This is a genomic window from Sphingobium agri, from assembly GCF_023051225.1.
Lineage (GTDB): Bacteria > Pseudomonadota > Alphaproteobacteria > Sphingomonadales > Sphingomonadaceae > Sphingobium > Sphingobium agri.
On record NZ_JALKHS010000011.1, the window covers coordinates 214,924 to 239,068 of the forward strand.

The 24,145-nt window shown below is 63.5% G+C and carries 21 protein-coding genes; 12 read left to right on the forward strand and 9 right to left on the reverse strand.

Annotated features, from left to right (window positions below; genetic code table 11):
* Positions 1-18: 18 nt before the first annotated feature.
* Genes bcsS through MU848_RS14705 form a run of 4 tightly spaced genes read left to right on the forward strand, consistent with a single transcriptional unit; the run spans position 19 to position 3,855 of the window.
* Positions 19-708, forward strand: a complete 690-nt coding sequence (gene bcsS / locus MU848_RS14690; protein ID WP_176502332.1) for a cellulose biosynthesis protein BcsS — start codon at positions 19-21, stop codon at positions 706-708.
* A 26-nt stretch (positions 709-734) separates the two neighbouring features.
* The gene (locus MU848_RS14695) at positions 735-3,206 is read left to right on the forward strand and encodes an ATP-binding protein (RefSeq protein ID WP_247233735.1); all 2,472 of its coding nucleotides are present in this window, start codon (positions 735-737) and stop codon (positions 3,204-3,206) included.
* A gap of 2 nt (positions 3,207-3,208) precedes the next feature.
* A complete protein-coding gene (locus MU848_RS14700) occupies positions 3,209-3,574 on the forward strand; it encodes a response regulator (protein WP_236575169.1) in 366 nt (121 codons plus the stop codon).
* On the forward strand, positions 3,571-3,855 hold the full coding sequence (locus tag MU848_RS14705) for an Hpt domain-containing protein (protein WP_247233737.1): 285 nt from the start codon (positions 3,571-3,573) through the stop codon (positions 3,853-3,855). The genes MU848_RS14700 and MU848_RS14705 overlap by 4 nt, the downstream gene beginning before the upstream one ends.
* Positions 3,856-3,861: 6 nt before the next feature.
* On the opposite strand, the gene MU848_RS14710 is transcribed toward MU848_RS14705, so the two are convergent.
* Together MU848_RS14710 and MU848_RS14715 are read right to left on the reverse strand one after the other, a co-directional pair.
* On the reverse strand, positions 3,862-4,134 hold the full coding sequence (locus MU848_RS14710) for a hypothetical protein (RefSeq protein WP_247233739.1): 273 nt from the start codon (positions 4,132-4,134) through the stop codon (positions 3,862-3,864).
* Between the two features lie 536 nt (positions 4,135-4,670).
* Positions 4,671-6,494 carry an acyclic terpene utilization AtuA family protein gene (locus MU848_RS14715; protein WP_247233741.1) on the reverse strand — a complete coding sequence of 608 codons (1,824 nt, stop codon included), beginning with the start codon at positions 6,492-6,494 and terminating at the stop codon, positions 4,671-4,673.
* Positions 6,495-6,743: 249 nt separating this feature from the next.
* On the opposite strand from MU848_RS14715, the gene MU848_RS14720 reads away from it, so the two are divergent.
* Positions 6,744-7,259, forward strand: coding sequence for a Crp/Fnr family transcriptional regulator (locus MU848_RS14720; protein ID WP_247233743.1), 516 nt, complete (start codon positions 6,744-6,746; stop codon positions 7,257-7,259).
* A 15-nt stretch (positions 7,260-7,274) separates the two neighbouring features.
* On the opposite strand, the gene MU848_RS14725 is transcribed toward MU848_RS14720, so the two are convergent.
* Positions 7,275-7,907, reverse strand: a complete 633-nt coding sequence (locus MU848_RS14725; RefSeq protein ID WP_247233745.1) for a TetR/AcrR family transcriptional regulator — start codon at positions 7,905-7,907, stop codon at positions 7,275-7,277.
* 173 nt (positions 7,908-8,080) lie between these two features.
* Between MU848_RS14725 and MU848_RS14730 the strand changes: the two genes are divergently transcribed.
* The 5 genes from MU848_RS14730 to MU848_RS14750 all read left to right on the forward strand — a co-directional run bounded on the left by MU848_RS14730 (position 8,081) and on the right by MU848_RS14750 (position 14,193).
* A complete protein-coding gene (locus MU848_RS14730; protein WP_247233747.1) occupies positions 8,081-10,240 on the forward strand; it encodes a TonB-dependent receptor in 2,160 nt (719 codons plus the stop codon).
* Positions 10,241-10,253: 13 nt separating this feature from the next.
* Entirely contained in the window at positions 10,254-11,261 is a 1,008-nt protein-coding gene (locus MU848_RS14735) for a metallophosphoesterase family protein (protein ID WP_247233749.1), read from the forward strand.
* A 14-nt stretch (positions 11,262-11,275) separates the two neighbouring features.
* The gene (locus MU848_RS14740; protein ID WP_247233751.1) at positions 11,276-12,052 is read left to right on the forward strand and encodes an SDR family NAD(P)-dependent oxidoreductase; all 777 of its coding nucleotides are present in this window, start codon (positions 11,276-11,278) and stop codon (positions 12,050-12,052) included.
* 7 nt (positions 12,053-12,059) lie between these two features.
* On the forward strand, positions 12,060-13,175 hold the full coding sequence (locus tag MU848_RS14745; protein ID WP_247233754.1) for a tyrosine-protein phosphatase: 1,116 nt from the start codon (positions 12,060-12,062) through the stop codon (positions 13,173-13,175).
* Positions 13,176-13,314: 139 nt separating this feature from the next.
* Positions 13,315-14,193, forward strand: coding sequence for a VOC family protein (locus tag MU848_RS14750; protein ID WP_281494486.1), 879 nt, complete (start codon positions 13,315-13,317; stop codon positions 14,191-14,193).
* 1 nt (position 14,194) lies between these two features.
* On the opposite strand, the gene MU848_RS14755 is transcribed toward MU848_RS14750, so the two are convergent.
* Positions 14,195-14,455, reverse strand: coding sequence for a hypothetical protein (locus MU848_RS14755; RefSeq protein WP_247233758.1), 261 nt, complete (start codon positions 14,453-14,455; stop codon positions 14,195-14,197).
* A 49-nt stretch (positions 14,456-14,504) separates the two neighbouring features.
* On the opposite strand from MU848_RS14755, the gene MU848_RS14760 reads away from it, so the two are divergent.
* Positions 14,505-14,942 carry a nuclear transport factor 2 family protein gene (locus tag MU848_RS14760; protein WP_247233760.1) on the forward strand — a complete coding sequence of 146 codons (438 nt, stop codon included), beginning with the start codon at positions 14,505-14,507 and terminating at the stop codon, positions 14,940-14,942.
* 51 nt (positions 14,943-14,993) lie between these two features.
* Here the strand turns inward: MU848_RS14760 and MU848_RS14765 are convergent, their stop codons facing one another.
* Together MU848_RS14765 and MU848_RS14770 are read right to left on the reverse strand one after the other, a co-directional pair.
* The gene (locus MU848_RS14765) at positions 14,994-16,082 is read right to left on the reverse strand and encodes a hypothetical protein (protein WP_247233762.1); all 1,089 of its coding nucleotides are present in this window, start codon (positions 16,080-16,082) and stop codon (positions 14,994-14,996) included.
* Positions 16,083-16,343: 261 nt separating this feature from the next.
* On the reverse strand, positions 16,344-16,829 hold the full coding sequence (locus MU848_RS14770; protein ID WP_247233764.1) for a nuclear transport factor 2 family protein: 486 nt from the start codon (positions 16,827-16,829) through the stop codon (positions 16,344-16,346).
* Between the two features lie 409 nt (positions 16,830-17,238).
* Between MU848_RS14770 and MU848_RS14775 the strand changes: the two genes are divergently transcribed.
* The gene (locus MU848_RS14775; RefSeq protein WP_247233766.1) at positions 17,239-18,117 is read left to right on the forward strand and encodes an OmpA family protein; all 879 of its coding nucleotides are present in this window, start codon (positions 17,239-17,241) and stop codon (positions 18,115-18,117) included.
* 33 nt (positions 18,118-18,150) lie between these two features.
* Here MU848_RS14775 and MU848_RS14780 read toward each other — a convergent pair whose 3' ends face one another.
* From MU848_RS14780 to MU848_RS14790, 3 genes are all read right to left on the reverse strand, one after another.
* A complete protein-coding gene (locus tag MU848_RS14780; protein ID WP_380800943.1) occupies positions 18,151-19,596 on the reverse strand; it encodes an efflux transporter outer membrane subunit in 1,446 nt (481 codons plus the stop codon).
* Between the two features lie 5 nt (positions 19,597-19,601).
* Positions 19,602-22,784: an efflux RND transporter permease subunit gene (locus MU848_RS14785; RefSeq protein ID WP_247233770.1), complete on the reverse strand. Its 3,183-nt coding sequence runs from the start codon at positions 22,782-22,784 to the stop codon at positions 19,602-19,604.
* A gap of 81 nt (positions 22,785-22,865) precedes the next feature.
* Positions 22,866-24,113 (reverse strand): efflux RND transporter periplasmic adaptor subunit, encoded by a 1,248-nt coding sequence (locus MU848_RS14790; RefSeq protein WP_247233772.1) that lies wholly within the window; start codon positions 24,111-24,113, stop codon positions 22,866-22,868.
* Positions 24,114-24,145: the final 32 nt, after the last annotated feature.

Here is a 24,145-nt window from a genome sequence, read left to right on the forward strand (position 1 = left end):
CCGTCGGGAAACAATCGAATGATTTCACTTCGCTTTCTGGCCCTCCTCGCCGTTTCAGCGCTTTCGGGGCAGGCGGCGCTGGCGCAGGACCGGGGCGTGATCTACGCGGGCGGTTCTGTCGGCGACGGCGCGGGAGGATATGGCGGCGGGTTGATCTCTCTTCCCGGCAACTCGCTCGGCCACGGCCTTGCCGTGCGCGCCGGGGTAAATGGCGGGACGTATCGCTATCGCACCACCGAACGGATCGAGGCCACCTATATCGGCGCGGAAGCTGCCCTCGTCTACCAAACGTCCGGGTCCTGGGGCTGGGCGAATATCGGTGCGGGGCCGCGCTTCACGAAAACCGATCTCGACCCCAATGATCCGGGCAACAAGCTGCAGGGTTCACGATGGGACGTGGGCGTCCAGACGGATGGCGTGTTGGGTGATCGCTTGCGCCTCGGCTGGTTCGGAAGCTGGGGCATCCGGAATGAAAGCTACATGGCGCAGCTCCGCCTCACCCAAGCGGTCAACCGGCAGAGCGATACGCGGCTGGGCCTGGAAGCGACTTTGCAGGGCGATCCCACCTATAAGCGCGGCGGTCTGGGCGCCTATATTTCGACCGCGATCGGCGGCGGCTGGACGGGGCAGCTTTCAGCCGGCGCGACCGAACAGAAGGGCCGCAATGCCCGGCCTTATCTATCCATAGGGCTCAGCCAGGTCTTTTAAGCGCTGTTTGCCGGAGAACGCCGCCGATGACCATGCCTGGTCTTCGACAAACCATGCTGTGGGTGGTGGCGGTCGCCATTCCGGTCATCATATTGGCTGTCGGCCTCATCCTTGTGGCACAGGCGGACAATGCGGCCCAGCTGCGCCTTGAGGTCATTCGCTCCTATGACCGCCGGTCGCTGATGCAGGACATGCTGTCCCAGCATCAGGATGCGGAGACAGGGCAGCGCGGCTATCTGATGACCAATCGGCGTGAGTTTCTCGAGCCCTACGAAACCGCACTCCGCGCAATTCCGGACAGCTTCAATCGGATGCAGGCGCTTTCGGCGTCGGCGGAGCAGCAGAAGGGCCTCCACACGCTCCGCACGCTGTCGCGTGAAAAGCTGGCCTTCGTGCAGGAGGCGATATCCTCCAACGCCCGTGGCGGCAGGGATCAGGCGCTGGCCATGGTGGTAAGCGGGCGCGGCAAGCTGCTGATGGATCGCCTTCGCGCCGAGATTGGTCGGCAGCAAGCGGTCGAGGCCAAGCAGCTGGCGCACACATCCGCATTGGCAGACAGGGCGCAGAAGCAGCTGCGTGGCCGTGCCTTTTCCCTCCTCAGCTTTCTGGCCATCCTGCTCTGTGCGGCAGGAATCGTTATTCTCCGGACGCTGAAAGCCAGGGGGGCCGCCCTCGCGCGCCTGGACGATGTGTCCCGCCGCCGCAAAGCCATTCTCGACGCGGCGATGGACGGCATCCTCATCCTCAATCCAAGCGGCAGCATCGAAGGCGTGAACCGGGCGGGTGCGAGGATTTTCGGCTATGAAGATAGCGACATGCTGCGGCGGGACGTCGGCATGCTGTTCGCCAACCAGCCTCCGCGAGGACAGGTCGCAGCCTATCTGCGCAGCATGAATCTGAGCGAAGGGCATCCGGGGCATATTCAGGAGATACCTGGCCGCCGCAAGGACGGCACGGTTTTCCCTTCCGACGTTGCGATAACCGCTGTCGAACTGAATGACGGCACCCATTATGTCGCCGTGGTTCGCGACATCAGCGAGCGCAAGCGGGTCGAGCGGATCAAGTCGGAATTTGTCGCGAGCGTCAGCCATGAATTGCGGACGCCGCTCACATCCATCGCAGGGTCCCTCAGCCTTCTGGCCGGGGGCGCGGGCGGGGAACTGGGGGACCGGGCGCAGCGGCTGATCACGATCGCGCACAGCAACGCCGAGCGGCTCGTCCGCCTGATCAATGACATATTGGACCTGGAGAAGATCGACAGCGGGCGGATGGTCTTCAAGAACCAGCTGATTGACCTGTCGGATTTCCTGAAGCAGGCGATCGAGGCCAATCGCGGCTTCGCCGACCGGTATCAGATCAGCCTGGAACTGAAGATCGACGGACCGCGCGCCTATGTCTGGGCTGATCCGGACCGGCTGATGCAGATCATCACCAACCTGATTTCCAACGCGGTCAAATTCTCTCCGGCGGGCGCGGCGGTAGAGGTCGTTCTGCAACCTTCAGGGGCGGCGCACAGGATCAGCATCTGCGATCATGGCCCCGGCATCGACGAAGGCTTCCGGGAACGGGTTTTCAGCCGTTTCGCGCAGGCCGACAGTTCAGACAGTCGGGCCAAGGGCGGCACCGGGCTGGGGCTCAGCATCGTTCGGGAGATGGTGACGCGGCTCGGCGGCAGCGTCAGCTTCGACACGGAGACGGGCGTTGGCACCCGCTTCCACATCGACCTGCCAGCGACGGCACCCGAAAAGGCAAAGGAAGAAGGCCGCATCCTGATCTGCGAAGGGGATCGGCAGACCTCCGCCGACATGCAGGAGATATTGGCGAATGCCGGATTCCCCTGCGACGTGGTGCATGACGGGTCCGCTGCATTGGCGGCGGCGCGCGCGCGCAGCTACCGGCTGATCCTCATCGACTCCGACCTGCCGCAGGGCGGCGGCATCTCGCTCGTCCGTTCGCTGCGGGCGTTGGAGGACGGGTCCCACCCGCCGATCCTGATGATCTCCGCCGACAGCCGGGCGGGCTCTGTAGAAGCAGAAGCGCTGCCGATCATCGATTGGCTGCAAAAGCCCTTGCCTACGGACCAGATGCTGGATGCGGTCAAGCACACGCTGTTCGGCGGGCAGCGCGACGGGAAGCCGCGCATCCTGCATGTCGATGATGATCCGGACGTCCTCCGCCTGATCGCCACGGCGCTGGAGGATCAGGTCGAACTGACATCGGTTGCGACCCTCCGCGAGGCGCGAGCGGCGCTCGGGCGCCAGCCATTCGACCTCGCGATATTGGACCTGGGCCTGACGGACGGGCCGGGATCGCTCCTGCTTCCCGACCTGAAGGCGGCGGGACAGATACCGGTCATCATCTTTTCCGCACAGGATGCCGACAATGAGGCTGCGGCCAGCGTGCAGGCCTTCCTCACCAAATCGCGGACGTCGATCGATCATCTGGTGGCGACGGTCGAGCGTTTGTGGCGGCAGACCAGCCCCGAAGGAGGGAAGTGACCATGGTCCGCATCCTTTATGTGGATGATGAAGAAGATATCCGCGAAGTCGTGGATATAGCGCTGAGCCTCGACCCTGAGCTGGAGGTGCGGCTGTGCGACGGCGGTCAGGCTGCCTTGGAAGCGGCGGCAAGCTGGCGCCCCGCGCTCATCCTGCTCGACTTCATGATGCCGGGCATGGACGGGCCAGCCACCTTGGCGCGGTTGCGGGAAGATCCCGAGACCGCCAATATTCCCGTGGTATTCGTCACGGCCCGGAGCGCGCGCGCGGACGTGGAGCATCTGATCTCGTTGGGCGCGGCGGGCGTGATCGCGAAGCCGTTCGATTCGATGGCGCTCAGCGCCACGGTTCGGGACTATCTGCCGTGACGGCGGACGCAGGCGCGCGGATGATGGCGGTGCGCGACAAGTTCGTGGCCCGCTGCCGCGAGGAACGCGCGCAGCTTCCGGCCCCTGAGAGCGTGCGCGAAAGCGATCTCGAACGGATCGGAGCGGCCGCCCACAAGATTGCGGGCTTGGCGGGCACCTTGGGCTTCAGCAGCCTGGGCGAAGCCGCCGCGCAAGTGGACCAACACATTGCGAGCCATGTGGAGATTGGGCCCGCCTATCAGCTCTACATCGAGGAATTGGACTGCCTTTTGGACATATAATGGTGATCAGCACCATTGCGCCGATGCGGTGGCGGTATCGGCCATTCGTACGCCCCTCACCCCCAGCTTTTCGCGGGCTTGATCCGGCGTCAGATCGAACACGTCTTCGTAGCGCATCATGTAAAGCGGATCGGAATCCCGGCCGACCTTCGCGCCCCTTTCCACCGCATCCTGAACCACCAGCCAGGTCTGGGGGTAATGGAGAACCGCGCGGGTGATGATGCGCGTGGAGCCGAGAATGGAGAAGGCGGAAAGCTCCCCCGCCAGTTCCGGGCTCATATGTACGAACAAAATTGGTGAGCCGCATATAATAGGGCACCAGCTCGCCGATGAAATCAAAGCCGCCGCCGCCCAGAATATGTTCAAGATCGTGCGTCTGCCCGGCGCGCAGCTGGAAATATTCGAAGTCGTTGCGCGGTGTGAATGGTGGGACAATGTCGACCTGTAGATCATTGCCGGTCAACTGCGCATAGAAGATGCCCCCAACCGTGTCCGGGCCATAATGTTTGAGGTCATCGCGTCCGAAGGTCGAGACGAAACCTTCGCGGAACCATGCATCGAGTGCCGGATTCTTCTGCCGTTCCGCGGCGAACAGGGCGTTGATATGATCGATGTCCTGAACCTCGCGAAGTATCTGCACGAGCTGGATCGAATCCGAAGGGGTGGGCACGTCAGGTCCGTTTCGCCGCAGCAAATGGGTCGCCACCCAATCGCGGACGCGCGCGTCATTCAGATAGCGGGAGGAACTGACGAGCACGCTGCTGTCGGTTTCCACCGTCTTGATGCCCCTCATCAGATAGGAATAATCGGCCATCTCAACGATCTCCATTAACAAGGTCATGCCCGCCGATCGTGGCAGCCAGATCGGGAGGAACAAGGACGGGAAAGCGAAGCAGCATTTGCGCCATCCCCTTGGCGGCGGGGTCGAGCCGGGTACTGGCATTGATGCCGCCAGCAAGCGCGTCGTGAACCACGAAATTGAGAGCGTGCAGCCCCGGCGCTTCATAGCGGTCGACCCGAGGAAGGCCGTCGCCCGACGCCAAATGGCGATACCAGTCCGCCACCGCTTGAGGGGTTAGAGACATGCGGAGCCAAGGCAGATATTGCGGCTGACGCGCGATGACGGCGACGTTGAACAAGTGCCCCTTGTCGCCGCTGCGCGCCCATGCGAGCCGGATCAGGTCGACGGCGACCGCTCCGGGTGGCGTATCGGGAACTGGTTGCGGTGCCCTCGGCAGGACAGTGGAAGGCTGGCCCACAGGCACTGGCACTGGCAAGGTCTCACCACGAACGGTCACCTGTGGCACGATACCGCTCTTGCTGACCAGGAACAGGAATATCTCGGTCTTGGGCAGTACCGTGGTGGCGAGGTTGATCGTGGTGCCGACCGCCATGCCGCTGATGCCAGCCCATTGTTCGCGGGCGAATATATCCGCCCCCCGGCGGTCGGGATGATCCACGACCATCTTGCAGATGACTTCCCGAGCGCCCGCCCCGCCGCCATGGGGTCCAAAGCTTGCATCTTCACCAATGATGACGGTGTCGGTTTCGGTGAAGTCGGCCAGATTATGGGCGCGCAGCAGCGCCCGGCTGCGCGCATAGAGCGCTTCGGACTGCCGCCTTGCTTTTTCTGCGGCCTGCTCGCCGATGATCGGCTGGTAGGCGACGGCGCGCCATCCGCCGTCCGAGGTGACGCAAACCTTGTAGCTTTCGGTCGGCGGGCGGCCCTTCGCGCCGGAAACCCTCACCCGGTCCTTGCCTTGCTGCTCCAGCCTGACCTCACTGAAGTCGCAGCAGACGTCGGCGACGATATAGTCCGCCGGATCGCTGACTTCGTAGAGCAGCTGTTCGGCAACAGTGCCGATCGAGACGAGGCCACCCGTCCCTTCGGGCTTGGTCAGGATCATGGTCCCGTCCGCATGACATTCCCCGATCGGAAAACCGATATTTGCCCAATCCGGCACATCGCGCCAGTCGGTGAAGGTGCCGCCCGTGACCTGAGCGCCGCACTCCAGCAAGTGACCCGCCAACGTCCCCGCCGCCAGCAAGTCGAAATCCCCTTCGCCCCAGCCAAATTCGTGGATCAGTGGCCCCAGGACGATGGCGCTATCCACCACCCGCCCGGTGACGACGATGTCCGCGCCCTTCTCCAGCGCCACCGCAATGGGAAAGGCGCCGAGATAGGCGTTGGCGCTGATGACATTGTCGGGGAAAGCGGCGCCCGTGAACATGTCGCGGTGGCCAGCGGCCCTCAGCTGCTCGACTTGCGAGCGCAGATCGTCGCCCTCGACATAAGCGACGGTAAGAGAGAGCCCCGCTTCCGCGATCATGCGCTCAAGGGCCGCCGCCAGTCCTGCCGGATTGACGCCGCCGGCATTGGCGACGACCTTCACGCCTTGAGCTGCGATCTGGCGCAGATGAGGTCCGACATGAACGGTGAGAAAATCGGTGCCATATCCCGCTGATGGATCAGCGGCCTGCATCCGCCCGAAGAGGCCCATGGATCCTTCGGCCAGATAATCGAAGACAAGATAATCAAGCCTGCCGCCGTCCAGCAGCTGCGGCACCGACAATGCCGTGTCGGAAAAGGATGCGGTAGCCCCACCGATCCTCACGACCTTCTCTGTTGCGGCGGTCATGGCACTCTCTCCATATTTTTGCCGCAGAGGCTAGAGAAGTTTTTGGCGGAAGAATGTCACCCCTGTTACATTCAATCGGGTGAAAATCAGTGAGCGCACATCGGCGCTGCGTCTCTTGCGCGGCACGGACTGGCTGCGGGATTATCCCGCTGCGCTGGCGGAAGACTCATCGCGCACGGGCGGCTGATCCATCTTGGAACGAGCCAATGGGCGCAGACGCAAGGGGATGAGCGGGGCGGGCTTTTCATCGTGATCGACGGCCTGTTCCATTCCTACTGCACCGCGCCGGGCGACAGGCAGGTGATGATCGGGCTTTCCGGCCCCGGATCGGTCTTGGGCCACGCAACGAAGTTCAGCGGCGGCCCCCGATTGGTGACGGCCATATCGGTGCGGCCGAGTATCCTGCTGGAGATCAGCGAGGCGGCGCTCGAACAGATTGCCGAGAACCGGCCGGAAATATGGCGAGCCATTGCCGACTTTGCCTACACGAACATGCGCAGAACCCTGCACATGCTGGCGGAACTGATGGCCCTGCCGCCACGGCAAAGGATCGCTGCACGATTACTGGCTTCGGCTACTTCGTCGGAGCGCGGGCTGATCGTCAGTCTAAGCCAGCAGACATTCGCGGAAATGATTGGCGTCAGCCGCAAGACCGTGAACCTGCACCTTACCGCATTTGAACGAGCGGGGCTGATCCGGCTTGGTTATGGCTGGATCGAACTTGCCGACAGCGGTCGTCTACGCGAGGTGGCGGATCGGGAGTGACGCGGGACGCCGCCGTCAGTCCTGCGGAGCCACTGCCACCCGGGCGAGGCGATGCATCATCGAGCGGAACTGCGCCAGTTGGGCGGGATCCGCCGGGTCATAGGAACGTGAGGGCCCAAGCTGATGCGCGTTGCAGACATAATGCAATGCGCTGCCCGCGACGCTGTTGAGTAGAACCATCGCCGAAACGGGATGAAATTGCCCGCTGGCGACGCCTGCCGCGACGACATCCTCCAGATCCTGGAGCGCGGATTCGGAGAAGCGCACCGGATTGTTGCCGTAGGCCGCCGAGTCCGCGATGAGGCGCTGGATGATGCGCGCGGCGGTGGGGCGGCTGACGAGGAAATCCAGCCAGGCGTCCAGCAGGGCGAGCAGTCGCTCCATCGGTTCGGTGACGTCTTCTGTCCGGTTGAGGACGAAGGCGTGCATCGACGCGAAGATGTCCGCTTCGACTTCGTCGTAAAGCTGCTGCTTGCCGGGGAAATAATAGAGGATCGACGGTCGGCGGATGCCGACGCTTTCCGCGACATGATCGAGGCGTGCGGCGGCGAAGCCGATTTCGGCGAAAATACGTTCGGCGGCGTCGAGTATCTGTTGCCGGGTGGCGTCGCCCTTGGCCTGGCGGACTGTCTGTCTGGTTGCTGTCATGATCATGTTCTTATGCGGTGGAGCGGGACGGTGGCAACGCGGATTGCATGAATGAAGTAGCGGCAAGAATGGAGTTGCACAACTATCTACGAACTAGTAGGTAGATTCGCACATGCTCGATGAGAATGCGGCCGGATGGCCCGCCGAAGCATGGAGTTTCCCGGGGAGGATATATGCCGAATCACCTGATTGCCCGTTCCGTAGTCACGCTGCTCATGAGTTCGACCGCCCTGCCCGCACTGGCACAGGATCAGGCAGGCAGCACGATCGAGGAGATCGTCGTCACCGCGCAGAAGCGCGAGGAATCGCTGCAGGATACGCCGATTTCGATCGCCGCATTCAGCGCGCAGGACCTGGAGAATAAGGGCATAAGCGGGCTGACCGACCTGCGCGCCCAAGTCCCCAACCTTCAGCTTACCCCCTTCCCCAACAATGCCGCGACGACGCAGATCTTCATGCGCGGCGTGGGCCTGTCCGATGACCAGATCACCCAGGATGGCGGCGTCGCGGTCTATATGGACGGCGTCTATGTCGCGCGCAGCCAGGGCCTGGCGATGGAAGTCGCGGATCTGGAGCGCATCGAAGTGCTGCGCGGCCCGCAAGGCACGCTTTATGGCCGCAATGCGACCGGCGGCGCGATCAACTTCATCACCCGCAAGCCCGACCTTGGCGACTTCGGCTTCAAGGGTCAGGTGACGATCGGCAATTATGACAACCGGCGCTTCAAGGCGGCGGTCAACATCCCGCTGGGCGAGACCTTCGCGGCCCGGCTGTCCTATGTGAACCAGCGGCAGGATGGCTTCATCCGCAATCCTGGCACGGGCATCGAACGGTGGGGCGACAAGGATCGGGAAGCGATGCGCGCTGACCTGCTGTGGCAGCCTTCGGACCAGTTCAGCCTGCGCTACAGCTATGATCGCACGGAGATCGGCGACACGCCCTATTATGTCGCGCTCTCGCCGCTTCATCCGCGGGTGCTCGAACGGCCCGAAGCGGGAAGCCCGCTGGTGCGCGACGTCCTGCCCAACGACATCACCGCGCAAGGCCACAGCCTGACGGCGGAATGGGAAGCCAGCGACGCGCTGACGCTGCGGTCGATCACCGGCTATCGCAAGCTCGATAATTTCCAGAACCAGGATTATCTGACCGGCGCCCTTGGCCCCAATCCGCTGCAAAAGAACAGCAGCCGCGCCAAGCAGGACCAGTGGAGCGAGGAAGTGCAGCTGATCGGCGACGCGCTGGACGGTGGGCTGCAATATGTCGCGGGCTTCTATTACTTCACCGAGAGCGGCGACAATTTCAGCAACAGCTACAGCCCGCCGACGCTGACGCGCAGCTTCACCACCGCGACCATAAAAAACCGTTCCTACGCGCTGTTCGGCCAGGCGACCTATACGCCGCAATGGCTGGACAACCGGCTGCACCTGACTGTCGGGCTGCGGCAAAGCTGGGACAAGCGCGAGGCGACGCTTTCCCGCCAGACCCAGGTGAATGGCGGCCCGATCACGACGGTGCCGGGCTTTGGCGATGGCAGCCAGACGTTCAAGGATTTCAGCCCCAGCTTCGTCGTCGCCTTCGACGCGTCGGAGGACGTCAATGTCTATGCCAAGGCGGTGAAGGGCTACAAGAGCGGCGGCTTCAACGTCCGCGCCAGTTCCATCGGGCGGTTCAACGAAGGCTTCGGGCCGGAGACGCTCTGGTCCTATGAGGCAGGCATCAAGAGCCAGTGGCTGGACAACCGGCTGCGCTTCAATGCAGCGGCGTTCATATCAAAATATTCCGACATTCAGGTCAATGTTCAGTCGGACCCGACCAACATTCGCCTGACCGACGTGCTGAATGCGGGCAAGGCAACCGTGAAGGGCGTGGAGGTCGACCTGACCCTGGCGCCGGTGCGCGACCTGCGCCTGTCGGTGAACTATGGGTATCTGGACGCGCGCTATGACGAAATCCTGGACGCGACCGGCACGAATATCGCGGATAACTACCGCTTCACCAACGCGCCCAAACATACGATCGCGCTGGACCTGACCTATGACCTGCCCCGCCTGCCGATCGGTCAGCTGAGCGCGAACGTCAACTATACCGCGCAAAGCGACAAGTTCACCAACAGCACGATCAGCAGCGGCAAATATATCATCGGCGACTATGGCCTGCTGAACGCCCGCCTGACGCTGGGCGACATTCCCGGTGTGAAGGGCGTCCGCGCGAGCCTGTGGGGCCGCAACCTGACGGACAAGATTTATTACATCATGCAGTTCAATGTCGGCCGCCCCGGCGCATTGTTCGGCGAACCGCGCACCTATGGCATCGACCTGAACGTCGAATTTTAAGGGGGGAGGGACAGTGAAGCTGATCCGCCTTGCTCTGCCAGTCCTGGCGCTTGCCTGTTCGGCGGCGGGTGTCGCTGCCGGAGATTATCAGCCGGGCGCGAAGGATGTCGCGCGGACAGCGCGCCCCTTTGCCGGGGCGGACAGCCTGCGCTTCGTCGTCATCGGCGATCGCACGGGACAGCACCGGCCCGGCATATTCGAGAAAGCGCTGGCGCAGGTGGATCGGCTTCACCCCGACTTCGTCATCAATATCGGCGACCTGATCGCGGGGAATACAGAAGACCAGACACAGATCGAGGCGGAGTGGAAGGAGGTCAACGGTGCGATCGATCAGCTCCACACCCCCTTCTTCTATGTGCCGGGCAATCACGACCTGACCAATGACGTGCAGCGGCAGATCTGGCGCGCGAAGCTGGGCGCGGACTATTATCATTTCCGCTACAAGGGTGCGTTGTTCATCATCCTCAACACCGAGGATCCACCACAGCCTAAGATAGCGCGCAAGAAATTGCTGGAAGCATATGGCGTTGAGGCGATGGGCAAAGTGATGGGCGCGTTGCAGGGCGACCCTGCACAGGCCGAGGCGCTGTTTGCCCGCGAGGCCAAGCTGGGCGAACTCGCCACCAAACTGCGCGCGTCCGAAAGTGTCGCGATCAGCACGGCGCAGATCGAGATGGTGCGCAAGGCGCTGGCGGACAACCCGCGCCCGCGCTGGACATTCGTGTTGATGCACCGGCCCGCGTGGAAGGTCGCGTCGCCAGCCTTCGAACGCATAGAGGCGATGCTGAAAGGCCGTCCCTATACCATGCTGGCGGGGCATTTTCACAAATATGCATATGAGCGTCGAAAGGAGCAGGATTATATCCAGCTGGGGGTCACCGGCGGAATGCCGGGAGCCAAGGCGGAAGATCCTGCGGCCCAGGATCATGTCATGTGGGTGTCGCTGGCCGATGGCGCACCGCAGATCAGCAACATCCGCCTCGACGGCTTTTTCGACAAACAAGGCCCATCGCCCAAGTGAAGGAACGGTTTCCCATGTCGCTCAATCCTGCTCTCGCATCGCCGTCTTCGCCCGTCATCATAACCGGGGGCGCGTCAGGCATAGGCCTGGCGTCCGCCCATGCGCTGGCCGCCGTGGGGCGCCCGGTCGCCCTATGGGACATCGATGACAGCAAGGGCGCTGAAGCGGCCCGCGCCATCACGGCGGAGCATGGCACGGCGGCGATGAACATAGCTATCGACCTGCGCGACCTGGGCGGCATCGAAGCGGCGCTTGCGGCAACGCGCGAGGCGATCGGCGCGCCGGGCGGGCTGGTCCATGCCGCAGGCGTCGTGGATACGGCGTCGATCGACGGGCTGACGGCCGAAAGCTGGGACAGCGGGATCGCGATCCATCTCCGATCGCTTGCCTTCATCGTGCAGGCGATCCGGCAGGACCTGGCCGCGCAGCCGGGTTCGGCCATCGTCGCGATCGCGTCGATCAATGCGACGCTCGGCAATGCGCTCAATCCGATCTACAGCGCCGCCAAGGGCGGGATATTGTCGCTGGTCCGGTCAATGGCCGACCGGCTGTCGGCAGATGGCATCCGCATCAATTCGGTATCGCCCGGCCAGATCCTGACACCCATGATGCGCCCGGCGGTCGAGGCCATGCCCGAAGGCTATTTCGAAAAGCGCATCCTGCTTGGCCGCCTGGGCGAGCCGGAAGAAGTGGGACGGGTCGTGCGCTTCCTCCTGTCCGATGAGGCAAGCTATATCACCGCGTCGGAAATCGTCGTAGATGGCGGCAATATTTCTTCCCAGAGAGGGTGATCGCAGGATGACCGCTTTGCTGCTCGACCGCCGTGCCTTCGTCACTGCTGCTCTGGCCGTTTCTGTTGCCGGATTGGCGGGTTGCGCCACCCCTGCTTCCGAAGCGCGCAGCGGGCCGATACCGTTCCTGACCGCGACGGCGGCGAAGGTTGGGACGAGCGACGACTATCAGATCGCGTGGGACGCAGCGGGGGTGGACCATGTCGTCATTTATGCGGGGTCAACGCCCTCCCCCGTGCTGACAGGCGAGCCAGTGGCCCGTGGGCGCGGGAAGGACAGCATCACGGTCAGCATGCCAGCGGTGGGCGCGCGGCCTTATTTCACTTTGGTGCCAGACCGTGGCGCGCCGCTGGTCATCGCAGATCGGGCGCTGCATTTGCCGAGCATCGCCAATCTGCGGGATATTGGCGGCTATCGCACCACCGATGGGCGGTGGGTGAAGATGGGCCTGCTGTTTCGGTCGGACCAACTCGACCGGGTGAGCGATGCCGACCTCAAGGCCATGGAAGGGCTGGGGCTGCGGCTGGTCGCGGACCTGCGCACCGAAAGCGAAAGGACGAGGGAGCCCGACCGGCTGCCGCGCGGAAGCCAGCCCCTGATCCTGGATGTTGCAGGGGACAGCGAGGGATCGCTGGGCGGTGACATGCGCAAGGCGATGGCGGCGATCGCGGCGGGCAAGGGCGCGGAGCTGCTGACGGCGGCGAACCGCGATTTCGTGTCGCTGGGAAGCGCGCGGCGGGCCTATGCCGGCTTGCTGGATGAGCTGAACGGCGCGCCTATCCTCTATCACTGCACGGCGGGGAAGGACAGGACCGGCTGGGCAAGCGCGGTCATATTGACGCTGCTCGGCGTGCCGCGCGAAACGGTGATGGCGGATTATCTGGCCAGCAATGTCTACCTCAAGGCGAAGAATGAGCGGGCGAAGGAAATGCTGGCCAAGTCGAACAGCCCGATCGATCCTGCCCATCTGGACCCAGTCATGACTGTGCGGGCCAGCTATCTGGAGGCGGCATTCGATGAAGTGGCGAAGCGCTATGGCAGCTTTGACGCCTATGTTCGCGAGGGGTTGGGCTTGGGAGATGCGGAGATGGAAGCGCTGAAGTCGACCTATCTTCAGGGATAATCCAGGCAAAAAGACTTTATCTGCGTAATTCTTTGTGGCCGCATCGGCCTTGCTCGTCTACGAGTGATTCATAAGCGAATTTTCGAAAGAAGGACCGGGCTGGGGCACCCAGACTGCGGCCTCTATCCAGGAGAGAGCTATGGTCACATTATCACATCGCGGGATTTGCGTGAGCGACATCAAAACCTCTGCGCGCTTCTATCAGGATGCGCTTGGTTTCGAACCCTATCAGGACCATGGCGTCATCGAAGGCGCCGACATGGAAAAGACCATGCAACTGCCCGGCGTGCGGTTGCGGGCGGTGATGCTGAAGCGGGCCGATGGGCCGGTGATCGAACTGCTCCAGTTTCTGGCACCTGCGGCGACTGGCCCACGGGAAAAGCGATCGACGCTGCAATATGGGCTGGTGCACATTTCCTTTTACGTGGACGACATCGATGCCTGGGCCGCGCGGATCCGTGAGGCGGGGGGCAAGGTCTATGAAGAAACGCGCGCTTATTTCGCCGGGAACGACACGACGATGCTTTATTGCACCGATCCCGATGGGGTGCGCGTCGAGTTGATGAAAGCGCCGGGCGAGGCGGAACGCTTCTCGCACAGCGGCATCTGCGTGCAGGATATCGACGTGTCGCTCCGCTATTATGAGGCGCTGGGCTTCACGGCGGCGGAGAATTATGTTCTGGATCAGGGGCTTGATTGGCTGGGCGTGATCAACGAGGTGCCCGGCATCAAGCTGCGCGCGCAGATGGTCCGTGATGCAAAGGGGAACACGGTCGAGCTTCTGAAAGTGTTCGAACCGGACAGCTTCGGATCGCGTGAGCGCCAGCCGCTCAATCGCTTTGGCCTGACGCATCTGGCTTTCTGGGACGATGAGCCGGAAAAGACATCGGCAGCGCTCAGCGAGCGAGGCGGCTATTTCGTCGAAGAGGCGCATGTGAAGACGCCGCAGATCGAATTGCTGCATGGCGCCGACCCCGATGGGGTGCGGATCGAGCTGATGCGGCCGGTATCGGGCTGAATTAGAGGGTTTCCGGGAAGCTGGTGTGGATCAGGTGAACCAGCTGCAACTGCCGGTTTATCCCGAGCTTGGAGAAGATCGAGCGCGGATGCGAACGGGCGGGATCGAGCGGGATCGTGCCGACGGCGAACTGCTCGACCGCCTCGATCATCACGGCCCGTTCCGACCTTGATTGTTCGAGCCGCTGATAGAGTTCCGGCGCCCGGACCAAGCCTTCGCTGGCGCATTGATCCGCGATTAGTCCAAATGGGGGAGGCGGCATGGCTCCCGTCCTGCTTTGGCTATCCGCCTGACACGACGGAGAACATGGGATGGCAGAACTGCCCAGCATCGCGAGTGACATGGCCCCGCAGGAGAGCAAAGGGCCGCCTGCCGACCATATAAGGTCCGTCTTTGCAGCCTATGCGGAACGGCAAAGCGCGGGCGATGTCGAGGGCATCCTTGCGCTGTTCGCGGAGGAGGCGGTAGTGCGTGATCCCGCCAATGCGCCTTCCCATCACGGCAAGGCTGCATTGCGGTCCTTTTTCGAGGCGGGCTTTGCCGCATCGGGCGGCGCGAATGACATGAAGCTGGAAGGCGCCGTGCGCATCGCGGGCAATCAGGCAGCGGCCGCCTTCATCGTCCGGACCCTTCGCAGCCGCCCTGTGTACCGTGTCGAAACGCTCGACGTCATGACCTTTGATGACGCGGGACTGATCACGGAAATGGTCGCCTATTGGGGGCCGGACAACTTCACGCGCGAAGATTGAAGCAACATATCGCCCCGCCTGCTGTGACGGGGTGATATGTTGGTCATGAAATCATCGCCTGATGTCGCTCAGCTTCACGACCTTTGCCGTCGGCAAGGGATGATCAGTCGCCCCTGCCCAGCGAAGCAGTGCCGTTCCTTCCTCATGACCGGCAGTGTCGAGCCAGTTGCCAAAGCCCGGGTCCGGAGCGGCGACAACCATGATGAGGCGTCCGCCCGGCTCCAGATGCGCGCTGCTCTGGTTCACCGTGACTTTGAGGAAACGATAGTCGAGCGATTCCATCCACCAATTGTCGATCTGGAAATTCCAGTAATAGCAGTCCGGCGGGGTGACTTCGATCACCCAGGCTTCATCGGGTGCCAGTTTCCAATATGCATGAGCATAAAAGATATCCTTGGCCCCGCCGCCCTTCTGGAACATCGACTGGTCGATGTCGGGAAACTGATTGGGCGTTTCGCGGAACAGCTTCGACCAGTCGATGAAGGTGCTGACAATGCCACGGATGAAGGCGGTCGTTTCCTTCAGCCCCGCGCCCAGTGCAGCAGCGTCGAGCGGCGTGGGCGTCGCGGGGCCATCGATGCGTTCGATCCTGAACTCGCCGGGCTTCTCGCTGGACCGATCGAGATAGCTTTGCCGGACGATGATCATGCTCGCATCAGGCTCCAGCCGCAGCCAGTTCTTCGGCTGGGGCGTCGTGCTGGCGATGATCTCGGCGACGCCATTCTCATCCCATATGATCTCGCTGTCGACGAGCGCGCCCGTCGCCTTGTTCGTGCCATCCTCATGATAGCGGAAGGCGTTGGCGACGATCGAAAGGTAAGCCATCGTGCCGCGCTTCACCGTCAGTCGATAGTCGAACCGGCCGTCGATCCGGGCATTCCAATAGACATTGTCGGGATTGTCCGCACCAATTTTCCCGGTCGTATGGCTGAGCTGGTAGAAGAAGGGAAAGCTGGTATCGCGCGCCTCCACATGCTGCTCCAGCCCTAGGCGCAGGAGGCGTGTGAGGTAGCGGTAGCCCTCCGCCCGGTCGAGCGGCGAGGCGGGATTGCCGGGATCGAGGACAAGGTCCCCCAGGTCCGCCAGTTCGTTACAAAAGGCGCGCCAGGCCTGACCGTTTGTCACCGGATCGTCGCTCATCATGTCTCTCCTTTTTATGGCGACGATTCTAGCAGCCGCCTTGGCGCTACCGCTTCCCAGATGGGAGGTTGGCCAAGAGTTTCTGCTGCATCTAGTCAATTTGTAGGTGCCGCGGATGCTCGCCGTGGCCGCACTCTCCAGAGCAAAGCAGAAGGAGAGCCAGGATGAATGTAGCCGACATGCCCGTGGCATCTTTAAGCACAGTCAGAGCACAAGCCGCGAGGTTGGCTGTTCTCCTTGGGAAGTGAAGGCGGCGCTGCGCTATTCTGACAGCGGCCGTGCGCCATTCGCGCGGGTCGGCTGGATGATGCCGAAGTCGCGCCCGTGACGGGACAGGTCGCCGATCAGGTCATTGCCCATGGTCCGTTCGACAATGCGCCACCGCCCGTCGATCCTTTCCAGCCGGTCGAGATAGTCGCCGCCGATGACCGGCTGAAGCGGGCCGCCATCCGCCTGTTGGAAGACCATGACGTAGGAACTGACTTTCGCCCTCCCCTCGCCTTCGGGCACGATCATCACATTGGCCAGCATGTGGCGCGTGCGCGGCGATCCGTCGGCATAGGTCAGCACCCAGTCGCGAAATGACTTTGCGACCGCGGCGGCATCGCGGTCCGCCATGATCGCGCCACCACTGCGCACCACGGCATCGCCCAGCAATTCACCCACCGCATCGAAATCACCGGCATCGAGCGCAAAGGGATAGCTGAACAGCACATTCTGAATGGCGAAATAATCGTCGGCGGTCATCGTCTCTCCTTAACGGCCGTTGAGAGGGCCCATACCCCCCCTTATGCGGGTGGCGAGCGGCATTATTCCCTGCCAGCTTCGTGGCGACCACCCACAAATGGACTAAGCCCGACATGATGAGTGCGCGAACGCCCTGAACGCATCAAGCGCATGTCGACGCGCATCCATCCGGCGCACGAGACGCTCCAATGGCCGAACATGTAAGGGCAAGAATAGGCTGTTCATGTAAGAGAAAGGTTGGCAAGAACAGGCAAGGCGCACGTGGCGCTATTTCTGGCGCCACGCGGCATATCTTGTGAAGTAATGGAGGGGGTTCTGACAGCTGAATACGCCATCACGCGATCGGCGGTCGGACGAAAAGCTGCAATGAAGCAGGCCCGACTGTCCGGATCTTAAAAGGAGTAGCGTGATGACTGTCTTTTCAAAGGGATATAATTGTCTCTTAATGCTGACCCTGCTTGGCGGGGTGTCTTCGGCCAGCCTGGCGCAGACGCAGGAGCAGACCCAAGAACAGCCTGCGGCGGATGTTTCGGCGACCGCCTATGTTCCTTCGGCCGAGGCCGTCAAGGGCCCCGAGGTCAAGGGAATCATCTCCGCGCGCAGCGGTGACCGGATGCAGGTGACGGCGGAAGACGGCACCAAGTCGGTGATCACCATCAACGACGCGACGAAGATCAGCGCTGTCAAGGGCTTCCTGGGCCTTGGCCGCGCGCGGCTGGCGTCGACCTCGCTGCTGAACGGCGTGCCGGTGACCGTCCAGACGCTTCAGTCGGGCGATGGCTTGGTGGCGAGCGCGATCAAGCTTCAGAACAAGGATCTGAAGACGGCGTCGATGATCTACAACGGCACGGACCAGCGCTTCGCCGAGCAGACGGCGGCGACCGATGCGCTGCGCGGACGCATGAGCGAGATCGACCAGTATAATGTCAAAGCCACGACCAACGTGAATTTCGACACTGGCAAGGCCGTGCTGTCGCCGCAGGCGAAGAGCGACCTGTGCGCAGCGGCGAGCACCGCCGAGGGCATGAACAACGCCCTGCTGCTGGTCGTGGGCTACACCGATTCCGTGGGTGACGAGGAATATAACCAGGAGCTTAGCGAGAAGCGCGCTGGCCGGGTCGTCAACTATCTGCAGCAGGCCTGCAAATGGAAGCCCTACCGCATGCTGACGCCGACCGGCATGTCCGAAGCCGATCCGGTCGCGAGCAACGATACGCCTGAAGGCAAGGCCCAGAACCGCCGCGTCGCGGTGAATATTCTGGTCAGCAAGGGCCTGGACGGCCTATAAGATGTGCGGGGTGGGCTGCGGCCCACCCCCTCATCACTGGACGCTGCTGGCCGCTTGAGCGACCGGAGCCGCGTCCGTCTGCCAACCGCCGCCGAGCGCCCGGAACAGGTCGATCTGGCTGGCGGCGACCTGCGCATCGGCATTGGCCAGGTCAGCCTCCGCGCCCGCCAATGTCCGCTCGGCATCGAGGACGGTGAGCGAGTCCGCCCGCCCTTCCCGAAGCTGCGCCCGGCTGATCCGCGCCGCGACGCGCGCCTGCTCTACTGCAGATTGCAGCGCCTGCCGCTGTTCCAGCCTGTGCGCATAGGCAGACAGCGCCGTTTCCGTTTCCTGAAGCGCCTTCAACACCGCCCCGTCGAATGTCGCGAGCGCCGATCGGGTGGACGCTTCCGCCTGCGCCACGCGCGCGCGGCCTCCTTCAATATTGGGGAAGGCCCAGCTGAGCAGTGGCCCGGCAAGCCAGCGCAGCGGTCCGGCCCCGAACATGTCGCTTATCGTGTTGCTGGTCGATCCGATCGATCCGCCCAGGGTGATGCGCGGATACAGATCAGCCGTTGCCACGCCGATCCGGGCGGTCTCAGCCGCAAGTCTGCGCTCCGCCTCCCGCACGTCCGGCCGCCGGGCAAGTAGCGCGCGGCCATCCCCGACCGGAATGGGGCGATCCAGTCTGAGGGTGACCGCGCGCTGGCCGACCTCGGGGGGGAGGTCAGCCGGCGCTCTTCCGGTGAGGAGGGCCAACCGGAACAGCGCTGCGTCGCGCTGGGCGCGAAGGGGTGGGATGGTCGCCTGCTGCTGGCTCCGCAGCGCAGTCACGCGCGCGACGTCGAGGCGGCTGGTGCGCCCGGCGGCGAAGCGCTTGGCGCTGAGATCGACGGTGCGATCGAGCAGGTCCAGCGTGCGCTCTGCCACCGCGATCCGCTCGGCCGCCGACGATGCGTCGGCATAGGCCCTGACCGTCTCGGCAACCACGGTGACGCGCACGGCATCGGCGGCGGCGACAGCGGCACCCACATCGGCGCGTGACGCTTCGAGCGCGCGGCGAACGCGGCCGAACAGATCGACCTCATAATTGACGTTCAGGCCCGCATCGATGCGCCAGTCTTCCGCTGGCAAGCCGGGCGCCCGCTGGAGCGCGGAGGTGCGGCCATAGGTAGGCTGTGCCGAAACGGTGGTCTGGGGCAGCAATTGCGTGCGGCTTTCCCTCAGCGACGCCTGCGCTCGTTCCAGATTGGCGATCGCGACCCGCAGGTCGGTATTGGCGGCCAGGGCGTTGCCGACAAGGCCGTCAAGCACCGGGTCCTGATACAGGCGCCACCAGCCGTCCTGCGGCGCATCAGGCGTGGTGATATCGGGCCGTGCCGCGACAAACTGGCCCTGCGCGCTGGCCCCCGGCTGCGGACGGACATAGTCTGGCCCCGCAGCACAGGCGGCGAGCGTCAGGGAGGCTGCGCCGATCAGCAGATATCGTGTCGTCATCATCTTTCTCATTCCGCTGGACCCAGCACGGGCGCTGCGCGAGGTGGCCCCTTCCGCTCCCGCCAACGCTGCATCCGTTCCGACAGCGCGCGAGTGACCACGTAGAAGGCTGGCGTGAAGACAAGGCCGAAGAAGGTGACGCCGAGCATACCGGAGAAGACCGCCGTTCCCAGCGCCTGCCGCAACTCCGCACCGGGACCACTTGCGATGACGAGCGGCACCACGCCCAGGATGAAGGCGAAGCTGGTCATCAGGATCGGCCGCAACCGGTTCTGCGCTGCGCGAACGACAGCGTCGATCGGGCCCATGCCTTCTTCTTCCGCCTGCTTGGCGAACTCCACAATCAGGATCGCATTTTTGGCGGCGAGGCCGATCAACACGACAAGCCCGATCTGCGTCAGGATATTATTGTCCATGCCGCGCAGATTGACCCCGATCATGGCAGCGAGCAGCGTCATCGGCACGATCAGGATGATCGCGAGCGGCAGCATCAGGCTTTCAAACTGCGCCGCCAGCACCAGGAAGACGAAGAGCGTCGCCGCAGCGAAGACCAATATGGCCGCATTGCCCGCCACCTTCTGAAGATAGGCGACCTCCGTCCATTCGGTGGTGACCCCGGTCGGAAGCTTCGCCGCCAGCCGCTCCATCGCCGCCATCGCCTGACCCGAGGAATGGCCGGGCGCGACATCGCCCTCAACATCGATCGCGGGATAGAGATTGTAGCGAACGGCGCGATAGGGCCCCGTCTTGTCATGCAGGGTGGCGACGGCGCCCACCGGCACCATCTCGCCCGAGGCCGAGCGCGTCTTCAGCTGCGCGACGTCGCCCGCATCATCCCGGAACGGCAGGTCGGCCTGCGCGATCACGCGGTAGGTGCGCCCCAGCAGGTTGAAGTCGTTCACATAAGCAGAACCCAGATAGACCTGCATCGCTTCGAACACGCGGGCGGGCGACACGCCGATCATGTCCGCCTTGGCACGATCGACATCGGCAAAGATGCGGGGAGCCGACGCCTCGAACTTCGTATGCACGAAGAAGAGGTTGGGGTCCTTGTTCGCCTCGGCGAGCAGCCCGCCGATGATCTTGTTCAGTTCCGCATAGCCGCGCCCCGATCGATCCTGGATCATCATCTTGAAGCCGCCGCCGGTGCTGATGCCACGGATCAGCGGCGGCGGGATGACGAATACCCGCCCTTCATTGACTTGCGCCGCGATCTTGCGCGCCTCGGCCATGATGGACTGTTCTGTCCAGCCATGCTTGCCGCGCTCTTCAAAGCTGTCGAAGACGAGGAAGGCCGCTGCGGCGTTGGGGGCGACGGTGCCGCTGGGCGCATGATAGCCGGTCAGCATGACGGTTCCCTTGACGCCGGGGATCTTGCCCATCTTGGCCGCTGTTTCGCGCAGCACCTTGTCGGTCTGGGCGAGCGACGTGCCGGACGGCGTGAACACCGCCGTCACGGCGTAGCCCTGGTCCTGCGCGGGCACGAACCCTGCCGGGGTGGACATGAACACCAGCGCGGTCAGGCCGACCAGCCCGACATAGATGAGCAGCACCAGCTTCAACCGCCCCAGTATCGCGCGGGTGACGGCGGCATACCAATGGCTTAGGCGATCGAAGGCGGCGTTGAACCGCTTGCCCCCGCGATAGGCCATGCGCTTCCACCGGCCTTCGGGCTCATCCTCCGCCTTCGGACGCAGCAGCAAGGCGGCGAGCGCAGGCGACAAGGTCAGCGACAGGATGAGCGAGATGATCGTCGCCGCCGAGATCGTGACGGCGAACTGGCGGTAGAATTCACCCGTCAGGCCCGTCAGGAACATCGTCGGGATGAACACCGCGCACAGCACAAGCACGATGGCGACCAGCGCGGTCGACACTTCGTCCATCGACCGATGTGACGCCTCGCGCGGGGTCATGCCATGTTCCAGATTGCGCTCGACATTTTCGACCACGACGATGGCGTCGTCGACCACGATGCCGATGGCGAGCACCAGCCCGAACAGCGACAGGTTGTTGAGCGAATAGCCAAGCCCCGCCAGCACCGCGAAGGTCCCGACCAGCGACACGGGGATTGCAAGCACGGGAATGATCGCCGCGCGCCAGCTCTGCAGGAAGACGAGGATGACGATGACGACCAGCACCACCGCCTCCAGCAGCGTGTGCTGGACCGCGCTCACCGATTCCCGGATGAAGTCGGTGGGATTGTAGATGACGCGATATTCCATGCCAGCCGGGAATTTGGCGGACATCGTCTTCAGCTCGGCAAGCACGGCGTCCGCCGAGGCCAGGGCATTGCTGCCCGGGCGCTGGAAGATGCCGATGCCGACCGAAGGCTGGCCGGACAAATAGGTATTGATGCCGTAATCCTCCGCGCCCAGCTCCACTCGGGCAACGTCGGACAGACGGGTCAGGCGGCCATCGCCATCGCTTTTGATGACGATGTTGGCGAACTGATCGGGCGCGGTGAAGCGGCCCTGCGTTTCCAGGTTCACCTCATAGGCGGGCGCGCTGCTTTCCGGCGGTTTGCCGATGGCGCCGGCGGCGACCTGTACATTCTGGGACCGAAGCGCCTCGACAATCTCGCCCGCCGTCATGTTGCGCGCAGCCGCCCGGCCGGGATCGATCCACACGCGCATCGCATAGTCACGCGCGCCGAAGATGCGAACCTCGCCCACGCCGTCGATGCGCGCGAGCCGGTCCTTCATCTGGGTCAGCGCATAGTTGGAAAGGTAAGCGCGATCGAGCGTGTTGCCGGGCGAAATCAAGTTCGCGACCAGCAGAAAGTCAGGCGTCGTCTTGCGTGTCACGACGCCCTGGCGCCGCACATCTTCGGGCAGCCGGGGTTCGGCGAGCGCGACCCGGTTCTGCACCAGCACCTGCGCTTCATCCAGGTCGGTGCCCTGCTTGAAGGTGACGGTGATGGTCAGCCGTCCGTCGCCGGTCGATTGGCTCGACATGTAGAGCATGTCGTCGACGCCATTGATTTCCTGCTCCAGCGGCGCGGCCACGGTGTCGGCGATCGTTTCGGACGACGCGCCCGGATAGTTGGCGCTGACCGTGACCGTGGGGGGCACGACGTCGGGATATTGCGCGACGGGCAAGCCGAAATAGGCAAGCGCGCCGACGATGGTGATGATCACTGCGATGACGCCGGCGAAGATCGGCCGTTTGATGAAGACGTGGCTGAGACGCATGATCTCTTCCCTTATTCCCTTTCCCGGGCAGGGGCCGCCGTGGCGCCGTCCGGCGCTGCGGCTCCCATGCCGGCCCTATGGTCAGTCGGCCAGCGTGGCCTGCGACGCGACCGGCGCGGAAACCGGTTCGCTGGTCGATGACGGTGCTGCTTCGATACGCCCCGCGACGGGTTTGACCTTCGCGCCGGGCTGGATGAACTGGCTGCCCTGGATGACCACCTGATCGGATGGCGACAGGCCCGACCGGATGACCCGCAGGCCATTGGCGAGCGCGCCGATCTGGACCGGCTTGGCCGTGGTGCTGCCATCCTTGTTGACGACATATACCAGCTTGCGCGCCTGATCGGTCATGACGGCCCCATCCGGGACCAGCAGCGCGCGATGCGGCGCGCCAGAGCCCAGGCGCATATTACCGAACATGCCGGGCACCAGGAAGGATTCAGGATTGGAAACGACCGCCCTGCCCCGGATGGTGCCCGACCCGCGATCGATCGCATTGTCGGTGAAGTCGACCCTGCCCTTCCACTTGTAGCCGGTTTCGTCCTGGAGCCGGATCTCCACCTGCTGGCTCGCATCCGCTTGGCGGCGATGCTTCAGGTAGAGCGCTTCGGAGCCGTTGAAGGAGAAGTAGATCGGGTCGAGCGCGTTGATCGTCGTCAACACCGTTGCCCCAGCGGCCGTATCGCCCGCCACCAGATTGCCGACATCCACCTGGCGGTCGGAAATCCGCCCGGTGATCGGCGCGCGAATATAGGCGAACTCGACATTGAGGCGGCGCGCCCGTACACCTGCCTGGGCGGCGGCAAGCTGCGCCTGCGCCGATCGCACCCGGGCGCGAAGGGAATCGACTTCCTCCGCGCTGACGGCTTCGTCAGCGATCAGCCGCGTGGCACGGCCAAGCTCAGCCCGCGCGAGCCCCAATGCGGTCGATGCACTGGCGACCTGTGCCTGCGATTCCTGCAACGCGGCTGTGAAGGGTCGCGGGTCAATGGTGAAGAGCAGTTGCCCCTTCTTCACCACATCGCCATCGCGGAAGTGGATGCCGACAAGCTGGCCTGACACGCGGGGCCGGACCTCCACTGCCTTGCTTGCCTCGAACCGGCCGACATAATCGTCCCAATCGACGACCATCCGGGACAGAGGCGTGGCCACGGTGACCACGGCCGGAGGCGGCGCGGCGGGTGCGGGCGCGCCGTTCCACCAGCTCATGCCCGCCCATATGGCGAGCACCCCTGCCGCCGGAAGCATAAGGTAGGCAGGCTTCCAACGCCGTCCTTCAGGCGCATCCTGTTGGATTTCCGAGTCGGCTTTGACTTTGGAAAGATACATCGTCTGCCCCACACTTATCTTACGGTTATGTT